Origin of the sequence: Mesorhizobium sp. M0983, assembly GCF_040318975.1 — a bacterium.
Taxonomy (GTDB): domain Bacteria; phylum Pseudomonadota; class Alphaproteobacteria; order Rhizobiales; family Rhizobiaceae; genus Mesorhizobium.
The window spans coordinates 169964-184268 of sequence record NZ_JAMYNH010000011.1 but is presented as its reverse complement, the minus strand read 5'-3'; the positions used below and the strand labels follow the sequence as shown (position 1 = coordinate 184268).

Below are 14305 nucleotides of genomic sequence, written 5' to 3'. Positions count from 1 at the left end.
GCAACCGTTGGTGCCGGGGGGACAGCGCCCCCCTCTGTCCTGCCGGACATCTCCCCCACAAGGGGGGAGATCGGCTTTCGCGCCGGCTTTCGCCAATCTACAACGTTGCAGGAAGAGCGCAGCGTGGAAGCTGCCAATCTCCCCACTTGTGGGGGAGATGTCCGGCAGGACAGAGGGGGGCGCGAAGGATCACTACAGAGCGTCGGTGTCCACCCGCCTACCCTGCCCGCCTACCCTGGCCGCCTCAACGATACTCGAAGATCGACCGGAATATCCCGGGCGCGATCACGGATAGCGGATTTACCTCCAGGTTGGGCTTGTTGGCGTTGCCCTTGAGCCTGTAGGTGACGCCGATCAGGCCGCGGTCGCGACCGTTGCCGAGCAGCGCGCCGATCAGCGGCAGTTCGCCGAAGATGCGGTTTACGCCGTAGGCCGGCATGAACGTGCCGGTGATGTCCATATTGTTGTTCTGGTCGTAGAGCGTGCCCTGGAAGGTGGTGCCGATGCGCGAGCCGCGCAGCACGCCGTTGCGCAGCTTCAGATAGCCGCTGCCCTTCTCGATTTCGCTGAAACCGCGCTCGAACTTCACCCTCGACGTGTCGAGATTGCCTTTGACCGCCTCGTTGAGGCTACGGCTGTCGCCAGCCGGCGTCGTCGACACGATCGAGGCGAGCTTCGGCTCGTTGACGATAAAGAAGTTCTTGGCGTCGACCTGGCCTTTCATCGGCCCGTCGCCGGCCCCGGTGAGTGCCAGCGTGATCGAGCCGCCTTCCATGTGCTCGTAGATGTTGAGGAAGCGCAGTATGGCACCGGCATCGGCCGACTTCATGTTGAGCGCGCGCAGGCCGCCGCCGGTCGTATTGCTGATGGTGATAGCGGCTCCCGAATCTGCCGTGGCGCTCACCTTGAGCCCGTTCACCCTGGAGCCGGCGGCGCTGTAGTCGAGCTTCAGATTCGATAGCACCTCGTCATGGAAGCCGGTCAGGGAACTGACGTCGGCGCTGACCGAGATCGTATCGACGCCGGTGGTCTTGGTGGCGGTGTCGACGTCGGACGTGAATTGCTTGATCAGCGAGCGTGCGTCCAGCGCGCTGCCGCTAACCTCGACCGCATAGGCCTTGCCCGACCGCTTCACCGAGACGGCGACGTCGTCGCCCCTGTTCAACGTGACCTTGCTGAACCGGGCCGAGGACAAGGCGCCGTTGACCAGCACCGCGCTGCCGTCGATGGAGAAGGTCTTGCCGTCGAGTTCGAAATTGGACAGCGTCGTGGTGTCGCCGGTCTTCGCCATGGCGAAGGTGACCTTGGCGGGGATGCCGGGGCCCTTGCTCCAGCCGGCCCAGGGAATGTCCAGCCTGGCATTGGTCAGGTCGGCCGACACGTTCTGGTTGCCGGTGCCGCTCTTGTCGATCGCCACCTTGATGGTTCCGGAAAGCAGCGTCGACAGGCCAGGCATGGCGGTGGCGCGGGTCTTGTCGTCGAGCACCAGCGCTACTTTACGACTGCGCGGCGGGCCGCCATCCCTGAGCGGCTCGATCAGGTCGAGCTCGGCCGGAATGCCGTTGAGCAGCGCCTTGGCCGAGATCACCGCCCGGTCGGGCGCGACGGTGATCGAGCCGTCGGCATGGCTGACCGTCTGGCCCTCGAACGGCTTGGCCAGCGACAGATCCTTGTAGTCGAGCGCCACCAGCCAATCGAGTTTGGAGGAGTCGACGCCGGACTGCAGCGGAATATCCGCCTTGACGTGACCGGTCACCGTGCCGGACAGGTCATCCGGCAGCAGGCCGACATGGCGCATGGCGTTGATCGGGTCATAGGATGCCAGCTCGGCGATTGCCGGCGCCTCACCGGCGACATCGATGTCGAGCGCGCCGATCACCGGCGGATGGTTCGCCGCCTTGACAGTGAGCGTGCCGTTGCTTGCCGCCACGGTACGGCCGCTCGGCATATAGACGCTGCCCGAGGACAGCGCGACGTCGACGTCGTTGCCGTGGAAGCCGACAACGCCGACGGCATCGCGGATCGGCGGAATGCGGCCGGCCGTGTCGAAGCGCGATCCTTCGACCTGGAAACGGCCGAAGACTTCATCGGCGGAAAGCGGCACGCCGTTGCCGAGCCGTCCGGGTACGACCTGGAATTGCAGGCTGCCATCGACGACGCGGCCGCCGAACAGGTTCTTAAGCACCCACAGCCTGGCATTGCGCGCCGAAAACCACGGCCATAATTGCTTGACGTGCGAGACCGGCATGTCGTGGACATTGAGCGCCACCGAAATGCCCGGCGCCTGGTTGGCGACGAATGAAACCGAAGCCGTGCCCAGCACTTCGCTGCCCGGTCCGGACCGGACGCCGATCTGCTCGGCGACCAGCTTTTGGCTCGTCGGCTGGTAGATGCCGGCAATACGGGCAATGAAGCTGAGCGCCGGTTCCGGCGAATCCGACGGCGCCAAGGTCGAACCGTCGCTGGTCAGGTCGTAGCGATAGGATGGCTCCTCGCCCGCTGTGCCGGTCGCCGGCTTCGGCCCGATCGAACCGGCAAAATCGAAGGTCGAGCGGCCGGTCTTCACCAGCAATCCGTCGACCTGGATCTTGTTCGAACCGGCGACGAGCGTTGCATCGAGATCGACGTCGGCCGGAAGCAGGCCGCGCGAACCGAGATCGAGCACCGATCCGGTCAGCGACAGGGCAGCGGTCAGCCGCGAGCCGTTGTCGCCGGCCGCTTCCGACCCCGCCAGCTTCAAGGCGATTGCGCCCAATTTGCCACCTGCAGCCGCAGTGTCGGCGTCGGCCGCCTGGATGCTGGCGTCCAGCGTGGTGATGCGTCGCGTCGCCGGATCGCGGGTGGCGGAAGCGGCGATGGTGAGCGCCCTGCCGTCGACATCCGCGTCGGATGAAAACTCCATGCTTCCCGGTCCCGACTGCGATACGGAGGCGTCGGCGATGGTGACCGACTTGACCGATCCGGTCTCGGGCAGTGCCAGCTCGACATTGCGCAGATCGATCTGGCGCACCGAATCCTCGCGCACCGCATCGAGCGCGCGGTTGACGTTGGCGAAGACGGCGGCGGAAAGTTTTTCCGGATCGATGAGGCCATCCTGGTTGCGCAGCCCGGCCGTCCAGTCGCCGCCGGACGGCATCGCCGCCATGACGATGTGCGCGTCGGAAATCCGGGCGCTGGTCAGCCGCACCTCGCCCGAAAGCAGCGGGATGAGCCGGATGCCGAAGCGGACCCGGCCGGCATCGGCCATCGGTTTGCCGTCGGCGGTCTTGAGGCTGACGTCGCTGACCTGCAGCGCAATGAAGCTCGACCCGTCAAGCGTCAGCCGGGCCGGCCCGACGGCAACGTCGACATCGAAGCCGGCCAATTTCTCGATTGCCGTCTCGGCTTCCGCGCGAAGCCGCTCCGAGCCGAAACCGGACACGCCGATCGCATAGACACCGGCCGCAGCCAGCAGCACAAGGGCGACGAGGCCGGCAAACAGCCGCGCCATCAAACGAACGCCGCGACCGATCGACGCCTGGCCGAGCGGCGGGACGCGGCACGCGGACGGAAAGGTCCCCAGGTCGGTGATCTCGTCACGCCTGAACCTGATCTTCTCGTGCTGCGGTAGCTCCTGATCCACGCAATCTTCCGTTGAAACGAATTCGATCGTGGACGAATCCCCGCTCGACATTATATCGATGCAGCCTGGCGCGTAACCTCAAACAAGGGCATCGGAATGGCTGACCTCGACGTGGGCGATGTTGCGCCGCAATTCGATCTTCCGCGCGACGGCGGCGGTTCACTCAGCCTCGCCGCACTGCTGGGAAAACCCATCGTACTCTATTTCTACCCACAGGACGACACCACAAGCTGCACCAGCGAGGCGATCGGCTTTTCGCAGTTGAAGCCGGAATTCGAAAAGGCCGGCGCTGTCGTCATCGGGCTGTCGCCGGACAGCGTCAAGAAGCACGACAAGTTCAAGGCGAAATACGATCTGAGCATCGACCTGGTCGCCGACGAAGAGCGCAAGGTGATCGAGGCCTACCATTTGTGGGTCGAAAAGAAGCTCTACGGCCGCATTTATATGGGCGTCGAGCGGGCGACGTTCCTGGTCGGCCGGGACGGACGCATCGCCAGGATCTGGCGTAACGTCCGCGTCAAAGGCCACGCCGAAGCGGTGCTGGAGGCGGTTCGCGCCCTTTGAGAGCTGCGGCACGCCGCTACAATTCGATGCCCGTTTTGCGCGAATACCTTTGCCCGTCGTTCGGTCCGGCAAAACTTTGTTAACCCTAATAATGTGTAATCAGGCTCGTCGTTGGTGTCGTAACGAAAGCTTGGTCCCGTGAACGTAGCCAGTCAGTCAGCGGTCTTCGGCAGACGCAGAGAGCCCCACACCGTCATCATCGCCCGGGGCGACCAGCTAAGGCATTTCACCATACGTCCGTGGCTGGCCGCATTTTGCGGCTCGGCGCTGGCGGCGATCGTCATTGGCTACCTGCTGGCGACCTCTTATCTGGTGCTGCGCGACGACCTGATCGGCGCCACGACGGCGCGGCAGGCGCGCATGCAGCAGGCCTATGAAGACCGCATCTCGGCATTGCGCGGCCAGGTCGACCGCATCACCAGCCGCCAGCTTCTCGATCAGCAGTTGATGGAAACCAAGGTCAGCGAATTGCTGGAACGGCAGAGCCAGCTCAGCCTGCGTCACGGCCGCCTCGCCCCGATCCTCGAACGAGCAGAAAATGAGGTCGCAACGCCGCCCGTGCCGACGGCAAAGCCGGACGAACATGCCGACGCGACCGGCAGCATCCAGCCGATGGCCTATTCCGTCGCCAGCCTTGCTGCGCCCCTTGCCAGCAACGACACGAGGCCGTTCTCGCTGTGGTCGACCCGCGCCAATCCGCTGCCGAGTGAAAGCGCGGCCGACCGGGCAGACAAGCTCTTCGTTTCGATCAACAACTCGCTGAAGACCATCGAGAGCCAGCAGCTCACCCGCATCGCGGCACTTGCCGACAATGCCTACAAGAGCGCCGACGCGATCTCGCAGGCGCTCGAGGCCGCCGGCCTGCCGGTCGACAGCGAATTCGAAAAGAGCGATGTCGGCGGCCCGCTGATACCGCTCGACAGTTCGTTGGTCTTTGACAGCAAGGTCAAGGAGTTGGACGAGGCGCTTGACGCGCTGGATCATCTGAAAAAGGAGGCGCGCCGGCTGCCGCTCGCCAACCCCGCCCCCGGCCATAGCGTCACCAGCCCGTTCGGCGTGCGCACCGACCCCATCCTCGGCACGGCCGCCTTGCATTCCGGCATGGATTTCAGGGCGCCGGTCGGCATGCCGGCCAAGGTCACGGCAGCCGGCGTCGTCGTCAAGGCCGGCTGGAACGGCGGCTACGGCCGCATGGTCGAGGTCGACCACGGCAACGGTTTTGTGACGCGTTACGGACATCTCAGCAAAATCGACGTCGCCGTCGGCCAGAAGCTCGATGCCGGGGACATCATCGGCAAGACCGGCAACAGCGGCCGCTCGACCGGCCCGCATCTGCACTACGAGGTTCGCCACAATGGCGAGGCGATCGACCCGCTGCGGTTTTTGACCGTCGGCAAGAAGGTCGAGCGGTATCTCTAGGAGCCGGGCTGCTCCTCAGACGACCCAGCAATTGAGCGGCATCGGGCCGGCGCAGCCAGGCCAAGGCGGCCTCACCTAAGTATCCTCGGGCGATCGCCCTTCGCTCTATTCTCCCCAGCAAACATTCGGCTCCAGCCCTTGAGGGCCTCTGCCCCACAGCGTTGACTCCGACGCAGTTGTAGGATGATATGTATAAGCCTATGCCTCAGTCCAGCAGGCTTGTAATGACCGTTCATGGTATCCCGCCTGAAATTCTGAATGCTCTGGAGGGCGCTGTCGGACAAAGCGGCGTGACCGCCGACGCTGCCGGCATGGCGAAATACCTTTTGGACTGGTCCGGGGATCATCGCGGCGGAGCCCTTGCGGTGCTGAAGCCTGCTTCCGTCAGCGAAGTCCAGGCTGTGGCGCGGCTCTGCGGCACGCTCGGGCTCGGAATCATCCCACAGGGCGGGAACACGGGGCTGGTGGCGGGTGCAATCGACATCGACTCCCGTGGCGCGGTGGTCGTCAGTCTGGAGCGGTTGAACGGCATCCGTCTCGTCGACGCCGACAATTTCGTCCTGCAGGCCGATGCCGGCTGCATCCTGCAGCACATCAAGGATGCGGCAGAAGCAGAGGATTGCCTGTTTCCGCTGGCGCTCGGCGCGCAGGGAAGCTGCCAGATCGGCGGCAATGCGGCCAGCAATGCCGGCGGCACCAACGTGCTGCGCTATGGCATGGCGCGCGATATCATCCTCGGCCTCGAAGTCGTCCTGCCCGATGGCGAGTTGTGGAGCGGCTTTTCCGGCCTGCGCAAGGACAATCGAGGCTACGACCTGAAGCAGCTCTTCATCGGCAGCGAAGGAACGCTCGGCATCATCACCGGCGTCGAGCTCAAGCTGTTTCCGAAACCGGCCCGGGTCGAGACCGCTTATCTCGGTCTCGTTTCGTTCGAAGCGGCCATCACCCTGTTCCGGCAGGCTCGCCGGGCCTCATCCGATCTGATTTCGGCCTTCGAGATCATTGGATCGGAGTGCATCGCGCTCGCGCGCTTGATCGATGCCAACATCGTTTCGCCGGTCGAAGCTCCCGTCCACGTGCTGATCGAACTCTCCGCAAGTGCTACGGTCGATCTGCGCTCCATGCTGGTCGATTTCCTGGCCGGAGCCATTGAGAGCGGTCTGGTTGCCGAGGCCGTCCTTGCTGAAAGCGTCGCACAGGCTAGGGCCTTCTGGGCGATCCGCGAAGGGCTGGTCGAGGGCCAGGCAAGACGCGGCTACCATGTGCGCACCGACCTTGCGGTCAGGATATCGGACATCCCTGCCCTCATCGATCAGGCCCGCCAATTGGTGGCGCTGGAACATCCTGGTTGGCTGCCGCAGGCCTATGGTCATGCCGGCGACGGCAACATCCATTTCAACGTGCTGCCACCGCTTGGGCTCGCCGAGGGTGAAGCTCGTGCCCAGGGCGCGGAGATCACCGCCGGACTCTACCAGATCGTCGGCGCGCTTGGCGGCTCGATCAGCGCCGAGCACGGTATCGGCCGCACCCGTCATCGCACTTTCTGGGCCGGCCTGGCGCCTGCCCATCGCCGGCTCATCACGGCCCTCAAAACAACGATCGACCCTCAGGGGTCAATGAATCCCGGCTGCCTGCTGCCACCAATGGAGACCTTTCCATGAAGCAAAGACTGGCCGCTATCGGCACGGTGGAGGCGCTGCCGCATCGCGTCGCCGCATTCCTCAGCCGCGAGATCGAATCCGGCGACCTCAATCCGGGCACGCGGCTGCCGACCGAGCAGCAGCTCTCGGAAAAATTCGGCGTCAGTCGCAATGTGGTGCGCGAGGCGATCGCTCAACTCAGGGCCGATGGCATGATCGAAGCCCGGCAAGGCGTCGGCGCCTTCGTGCTGGCGCCGGAGCAGCGCGCCTCGATCCGGATCGATGGCGAGGCGCTGAAAGCGACCGGGAATATGGAGCGGCTGTTCGAGCTGCGTTGCATACTGGAAGCCGAGTCAGCTGCGCTCGCCGCCGAACGGCGCGGGCAGGAGCACCTCGACGCAATCAAGGCGGCGCTAGACCGGATGAGCGGCGAGGAGCGCTGGGAAGAAGGCAGCATCGACGCCGACCTTTTGTTCCATCGCGAGATCGCACGGGCGACCGGCAACAATTACATCCACACCTTTATCTCCTTCGTTTGCGAGCAGATCCGCCGCTCGATCCACTACGCGCGCCTCACCAATCCGCTGCACGACCTGGTCGAAGTCAATGTCGGGGAGCATGTGCGCATCTACGAGGCGCTGGTCGCGGGCGATCCCACGGCCGCCGAGGCGGCGATGCGCGCCCACATCGTCGGCGCCGCCGACCGCGTCGGCGTCAAACTGCCAGCATCGCGCGCCGCGCACAGCACAGGGAGGTAGCCATGCCGGTCGGAGGCGCATATGCGATTTCGGACGTCTGCCTGCTCGTCGAAAATATCGAGCGGACGGTTGAATTCTATGTCGAAAAACTCGGCTTCCGCCTGCGGCGTCGCGCCGAGGGCTTTGCCGACTTTCATGGCGAGGGCGTCACGCTGGCGGCGTGGGAGATCGATCACATTAACCGGCACACCGGCGTCTCGAAGTTGAGGTCGCCGCGCCAGGCGCACAAGGTCTGCGTGGCGGTCAGGCTAGACGCGCCCGGCGAGATCGACCGGCTCCATGGCGAACTGGCAGCCAAGGGCGTGCCCTTCTACGGCCCGCCGGAGGATTATGTCTGGAACGCGCGCTGCGCATATTTCACCGATCCCGACGACACGCTTTGGGAACTATACGCCTGGCTCGACGGCGGCCCCGGCGACTATCACGACGAACAGCCGTAGACGACGCCGCGCCACGGGAACGGCGCGCAATGAAGAGACGAGAACGTCTTGCAACAGGAGCAAAAAATGAGTGGGAACAGAGACTACGACATGAACCGCCGCAGCTTCGTGAAAGCCGGCTTCGCCGCTGTCGCGGCAGCTTCGGCCGGAATGCAGCTCGTGCTGACGCCGGGCGCCAAGGCTGCCGGAAAGGTCGTCATCCAGTATGATTGGCTGATGTCCAACGGACAGATTGGCGACATCGCCGCGGTCGCCAACGGCTATTTCAAGGAGGTGGGCCTCGAGGTGGAATTCAGCCCGGGCGGTCCCAATGCGGCGACGGTGCCGCCGGTGATTTCGGGCGCCGCACAACTCGGCCAGTTTTCCGAAACGCCGCAGCTCTACGCGGCGCGTGCCAGCGGCGTGCCGGTGAAAGTCATCGCCTGTGGCTTCCGCACCGGTCCCTATGCCTTCACCTCGAAGCCTGCCAAGCCGATCCGCGGCGTGGCCGACCTCAAGGGCAAAAAGATCGGCATCCAGCCGACGGCGCGCTTCGTCATCGATGAGATCCTGGCCAAGAACGGCATTGATCCGTCCGAGGTCACCGTCGTCAATGTCGGCTTCGACAAGGCGCCGCTGGTGCGCGGCGACGTCGACGCGATTGGCGGATGGATCACCAACACCCAGGCGCTGAGCGTCGTCGGCGACGACAGGATCGATCTTCTGGTGCGCGACCTCGGGCTGAACTCCTATGCCGACGTCTATTTCGCTACCGACACAGCGATCGAACAGGATGCGGAAATGCTGGCGAAATTCATCGGCGCCGTCGCCAAGGGCTGGGGCTGGGTGCACGCCAATCCGCAGGAAGCCGTCAAGAAGATGGTCGAAGCCTATCCGGAAATGGACCTTGGCTGGGAGCAGAAGACGATCAATCTGGTGCTGAAACTCTCCTTTGACGGTGCAACCGCCAAGGACGGATGGGGAACCTTCGATCCCGCCTCGATCGAGGAGCAGCTGGCGCTGCTGGACAAGGTCGGCCAATACCCGAACGGCCGGCCCGCGGCAGCCGATGTCTACACCACCAAGATACTCGAATTGTCGGCCGCCGACCGACCCAAGCTCGACGCGCCCGCCGCTTGATGGCGAAGGCGATCGAGGCCCGCAGGCTGGATGTCGGCTATAGCGGCCGGCAGCCGGTGGTGAAAGTGCTCTCCGGTCTCGACCTGTCGGTCGAGGCCGGCTCCTTCCTGTCGATCCTTGGACCTTCGGGATGCGGCAAGTCGACGTTCCTCAGGGTGGTGGCCGACTTGCTCGATCCGCTCGGCGGCTCGATCACCGTGCTTGGCGACACACCGCATGCTGTCCGTTCGCGGCGCGATGTCGGTTTCGTCTTCCAGGACTCGACCCTGCTGCCCTGGCGCACCGTGCGCGACAACGTCCGCCTGCCGCTCGATGTCGGACAAGGCCGGCTTACCCGGACAATAGACGATCGAACCGACGAGCTGCTTGATCTGATGGGGCTTGCCGGGTTCGGTGAGCGTCTGCCGCACCAATTGTCCGGCGGCCAGCGCCAGCGCGTGGCGATCGCCCGGTCACTGCTCGGGCAACCCAGGCTGCTTTTGATGGACGAGCCCTTCGGTGCGCTGGACGAGATCACCCGCGACCGCCTCAACGACGAGCTTTTGTCGTTGTGGCGGCGCACCGGCGCGACCATCCTTTTCGTTACTCATTCGATCGCCGAAGCCGCCTATCTCGGAGAACGGGTCATCGTTCTCGCCGCCAATCCGGGCCGCCTGGCGAGAGACCTCGACATGCGGCCGTTCAAGCAGGCAGGCAACCGCTGTTCGCGCGAGGATCCGGCGATCGTTGCCGCGATGGCCGAACTGCGCGGCGCGCTGGAACAGGCCTCATGAGGCAGGCGCCCTTGCCATCGGCGCTGGCCGTCGCCCTGCCCGTTTTTGGCGCGGCCTCGATCCTGCTCGCCTGGCAGTTCCTGCTGCCATGGCTCGGCGTGCCGGCCTATATCGTACCGACGCCGACGGCCATATCAGGCGTGTTCCGGAAGAGTCTTGCTTTGCTGCTCAGCAATCTCTGGCCGACGCTGATCGAGGCGCTGGCGGGATTTGTCATCGGCAATCTTGCCGGTGTGCTGCTGGCGGTGCTGTTCGTGCACAGCCGCATCCTGCAGGCGGCCTATTTTCCGGTCGTGCTGTTCTTCAACACCATTCCCATCCTGGCGCTGTCGCCGATCATCATCCTGATCTTCGGGCTCGGCATGACGCCGAAGATCGTGATCGCGGCGGTGATCTGCTTCTTCCCGACGCTGGTCAACATGATCCGCGGGCTGGACTCGGCCAGCGACAACGAGCACGAACTGTTCCGGGTGCTATCGGCTACGCGCTGGGAGATCTTCTGGAGCCTGCGCCTGCCAAGAGCATTGCCGATGCTGTTCTCCTCGCTGAGAATTGCTTCGGCCACGGCCGTGATCGACGCTATTGTCGGCGAGTGGATCGGGTCGGATAAGGGCCTCGGCGCGCTCATCATCCAGGCGACCTTTAACTATCAGTCGGACCGGCTCTATGCGGCAATCGTGCTGTCGTCGTCCTTGTCGATCGCGATGTTCTCAGTCGTGGTTCTGCTGGAGCGCCGTGCCATCCGCTATTGACCATTCCGTCGAGCGGCCATCCGCCAGGTTCGCTGTGCGCGGGCTGTAAATTTATTTTTGAATTCCATTTGACTGAATAAATCTTCGGTGCCAGTCTGGCCTCTCTCGAGGGCGCAAGGCATGGCACTGCGGGGAACCAATCAGGAGTTCGGGCGGCCGTACAACCGGCGCATCGTGCTCGAATCCATTCGCCTTCACGGGCCGATCGCCCGCGGCGACATTGCCAGGCGGGTCGGGCTCACCGTGCAGACGGTGTCGACCATCGTTCGCGAGCTGGAAGAGCACGGTTACGTGTTGTCGCTGCGCGAAGAGCCCAAGGGGCGCGGACTGCCCCCGGCAACGCTGCGGATCAATCCGGAAGGCGGCTATGCCGTCGGCATTCACGTCACCCCGCTCGGCATCAATGCCGCGCTGATCAACCTCAGCGGCGATGTCATCGAGAGCAGCTACCGCGAGGCCCCAAATGCAACGCCCGACCACGCCTTCGAGCTGATCGGCGCCATGGTGCTCGAATTGACAGCACTGCGGCCCGGTGGCCGCGTCCTCGGCATCGGCATGGCGTTGCCCGGGCCGTTTGGCGTGGAGTCCATGAGCTTTGTCGGTCCGACCACCATGACCGGCTGGAAGGATGTGGCGCTGCGCGAGCGGCTGGCCGCCTCGACCGGGCTGCCGGCCTTTTTCGAAACCGACATGGCGGCGGCTGCCATCGGCGAGCGCCTCTATGGCCTCGGCACGGCCTATTCCGAATATTACTATCTCTATTTCGGTGTCGGCCTCGGCGGCGTCATGGTGCATGACGGAGCCGCATTGCGCGGCGCCTGGGGCAATGCCGGCGAAATCGGCCACATTCCCGCTGTGCCGGGCGGCGAGCCCTGCCCGTGCGGCAATCGCGGCTGCCTCGAACGGTATCTCTCGCTCGAGGCGCTGCGGCGCCGCAACATTGCCGACGCCGACTGGGTGAGCGAGATCGCGCCGATCTTCCGCAACGCCATCACCATCATCGAAAACCTGTTCGACCCCGAAACCATCATCCTTGGCGGGCTGGCCTCCACCGACCTGCTCGAAAGGCTGGCCGGCGCAGCTGCGCACCTGCCCAACTCGGTCTCGGCGCGAAGCGACCGCACGACGCCCCGCGTCAGCGTCGCGCGCGGCGGCCAGCATGCGGTGTTGCGCGGCGCCGCAGCGCTTGCCGTCTCAGGGGTGCTTTCGCCACGCTTCGGCCAGATCTTCACCGCCGAACGCGAACGCGGGCGGGATCTCTTGCATAACAAGGGGATCGCGGCATGAGCGAACCGCTGCTGGTGCTCGATAACGTTGCCAAGAATTACGGTGCCATCGAAGCACTGAAAGGCATCAGCTTTTCGATCGGCAAGGGCGAAGTGGTGGCGCTGCTCGGCGACAACGGCGCCGGCAAATCGACGCTGGTCAAGATCATTGCCGGCGGGCTCGAGCCGAGTTCCGGCCGCATGCTGTTCGAAGGCAAGGAATTCCTCGCCAAATCCCCTGCCGAGGCCAAGGCCGCGGGGATCGAGACCGTCTACCAGGACCTGTCGCTTTGCACCAATGTCGACGTGGTCGCCAATTTCTTCATGGGCCGCGAGATCACCAGGAAGGTTCTCGGCATTCCGGTGCTCGACGAGCGCGCCATGGAGCAGGTGGTGCAAAAGGCGTTGGCCAGCGCCGGCACCCGCATTCCCTCGCTTCGCACCAATGTCGAGCACCTCTCCGGCGGTCAGCGGCAGGCCATCGAGCTCAACCGGTTCGTGCATTTTGGCGGCAAGTTGGTGCTTCTCGACGAGCCGTTCGCAGCGCTCGGCGTCGAGCAGACGCGGCGCGGCCTCGACATGATCCGCCAGGTGGCGAGCCAGGGTATCGGCGTCGTCATCATCACCCATATCATGCAACAGGCCTTCCAGGTCGCCGACCGGATCGTGGTGATCCGGCAAGGCGTCGTGGCTGGCGATGTCGCACGCAACAAAACAAGTCCCGACGCGGTGATCAACATGATCACCGGAGAGACGCTTGCCGGTGCCGGACCGGCGAGCTGAGGGACAAATGAGGGGTCCGGCGCAAGAGGAGCGAACGACATGAAGAAAATACTTCTTTCCGTCTTCGGTATCCTGGCACTGGCCTTTGCCACGCTCACGCCGGCATTCGCTCAGTCCAAGGGCACCGTCTACTACATGGTGCCGACACTGCTCGATGAGTTCCAGACCGGCTCGGTGAGCGCGCTGGAATTGTTCCTGAAGCAGGTCGGCTACGAGATGAAGACGCTGAACGCCGACAATAAGACCGACGCTCAGCAATCGCAGATGAACGACGTCATCGCGCTCAAGCCGGCGGCGATCATCCTTGCCGCCGTCGATTTCAATGCGCTGAAACCGTCGATCGAGGCCGCCCGTGCCGCCGGCATCCCGGTCGTCGAGTTCGACCGCCAGATCACCTCGACGCCGTCCGACTTCACCTCGGTGGCCGGAACCGTCGAGATCGGCTACGTCGCCGCCGACCAGGCGCAAAAACTCCTGACCGCGAAGAACGGCTCGGTGAAAGGCAAGATCCTGCAGGTGCTCGGCGATCCGGGCGATCCCTATACGCTCGATATCCAGAAGGGTTTCGAGGAGAAGATGAAGGCGTTCCCGGACGTCAAGATCATCTCGCTGCCGGCCATGCAATGGGCGGCGGATGCAGCCGGGACCATCGTCAACGACCAGCTGCTCGCCAACCCCGACATCGACCTGATCTTCAGCCACGCCGCGCATCTTTCGGTCGCTGCCGTCGCCTCGCTCGAGGCCGCCGGCAAGAAACCGGGCGACGTCATGCTGATGAGTTCGAACGGCGCTCCGGTCGGCCTCGACCTGATCCGCAAGGGCTGGCTCAATGTCGAAGTCGAGCAGCCGCTCTACGCCCAGGCCGCGGCGGTCGCCATGTTCATGGACAAGGTGGTCAACAAGCAGGAGATCAAGCCCGGCGAATATGATGTGCTTGGCCTGAAATCGACCCTGACCAAGGAAGCGTGGGGGCCGAACATCAAGATCCCCGGCGCTGCGATCACCAAGGAAAATGTCGATAACCCAGCCTTCTGGGGCAACATGAAGCCGCCGGCCGAAACCATAAAGCCGGTCGAATAGCGAACTCGCCAGAAGCTCCGGGCCACGCAGGCCCGGAGCCCAGCCCTGCAGCCCGGTGCGTTCAAACGGACGCGCACGGGAATGCTGCAG

The 14305-nt window shown here is 64.3% G+C and carries 12 protein-coding genes; 11 read left to right on the top strand and 1 reads right to left on the bottom strand.

The genetic code is table 11. From position 1 onward, the window contains the following. Positions 1–244: 244 nt before the first annotated feature. Complete coding sequence (locus NKH71_RS21065) at positions 245–3622, bottom strand: hypothetical protein (RefSeq protein WP_352717514.1); 3378 nt, start codon at positions 3620–3622, stop codon at positions 245–247. 96 nt (positions 3623–3718) lie between these two features. On the opposite strand from NKH71_RS21065, the gene NKH71_RS21060 reads away from it, so the two are divergent. The 11 genes from NKH71_RS21060 to NKH71_RS21010 all read left to right on the top strand — a co-directional run bounded on the left by NKH71_RS21060 (position 3719) and on the right by NKH71_RS21010 (position 14215). Further along, the gene (locus NKH71_RS21060; RefSeq protein WP_023717351.1) at positions 3719–4186 is read left to right on the top strand and encodes a peroxiredoxin; all 468 of its coding nucleotides are present in this window, start codon (positions 3719–3721) and stop codon (positions 4184–4186) included. Between the two features lie 138 nt (positions 4187–4324). Continuing rightward, positions 4325–5605 carry a M23 family metallopeptidase gene (locus tag NKH71_RS21055; RefSeq protein ID WP_352895311.1) on the top strand — a complete coding sequence of 427 codons (1281 nt, stop codon included), beginning with the start codon at positions 4325–4327 and terminating at the stop codon, positions 5603–5605. Between the two features lie 224 nt (positions 5606–5829). After that, positions 5830–7266: an FAD-binding oxidoreductase gene (locus NKH71_RS21050; protein WP_352640086.1), complete on the top strand. Its 1437-nt coding sequence runs from the start codon at positions 5830–5832 to the stop codon at positions 7264–7266. Continuing rightward, the gene (locus NKH71_RS21045) at positions 7263–8003 is read left to right on the top strand and encodes a FadR/GntR family transcriptional regulator (RefSeq protein ID WP_352481187.1); all 741 of its coding nucleotides are present in this window, start codon (positions 7263–7265) and stop codon (positions 8001–8003) included. The genes NKH71_RS21050 and NKH71_RS21045 overlap by 4 nt, the downstream gene beginning before the upstream one ends. Before the next feature lie 2 nt (positions 8004–8005). Next, a complete protein-coding gene (locus NKH71_RS21040; RefSeq protein WP_023717347.1) occupies positions 8006–8443 on the top strand; it encodes a VOC family protein in 438 nt (145 codons plus the stop codon). Between the two features lie 90 nt (positions 8444–8533). Beyond that, positions 8534–9562: an ABC transporter substrate-binding protein gene (locus NKH71_RS21035; RefSeq protein WP_352895316.1), complete on the top strand. Its 1029-nt coding sequence runs from the start codon at positions 8534–8536 to the stop codon at positions 9560–9562. Beyond that, the gene (locus tag NKH71_RS21030; RefSeq protein ID WP_352481188.1) at positions 9562–10335 is read left to right on the top strand and encodes an ABC transporter ATP-binding protein; all 774 of its coding nucleotides are present in this window, start codon (positions 9562–9564) and stop codon (positions 10333–10335) included. The genes NKH71_RS21035 and NKH71_RS21030 overlap by 1 nt, the downstream gene beginning before the upstream one ends. Further along, entirely contained in the window at positions 10332–11087 is a 756-nt protein-coding gene (locus NKH71_RS21025) for an ABC transporter permease (RefSeq protein WP_352895310.1), read from the top strand. The genes NKH71_RS21030 and NKH71_RS21025 overlap by 4 nt, the downstream gene beginning before the upstream one ends. A 120-nt stretch (positions 11088–11207) precedes the next feature. Continuing rightward, positions 11208–12374 carry an ROK family transcriptional regulator gene (locus NKH71_RS21020; RefSeq protein ID WP_352792001.1) on the top strand — a complete coding sequence of 389 codons (1167 nt, stop codon included), beginning with the start codon at positions 11208–11210 and terminating at the stop codon, positions 12372–12374. Continuing rightward, positions 12371–13135, top strand: coding sequence for an ATP-binding cassette domain-containing protein (locus NKH71_RS21015; RefSeq protein WP_352792000.1), 765 nt, complete (start codon positions 12371–12373; stop codon positions 13133–13135). Before NKH71_RS21020 ends, NKH71_RS21015 begins: the two co-directional genes overlap by 4 nt. A 39-nt stretch (positions 13136–13174) precedes the next feature. Next, positions 13175–14215: a sugar ABC transporter substrate-binding protein gene (locus tag NKH71_RS21010; RefSeq protein WP_352481191.1), complete on the top strand. Its 1041-nt coding sequence runs from the start codon at positions 13175–13177 to the stop codon at positions 14213–14215. Positions 14216–14305 lie beyond the last annotated feature (90 nt).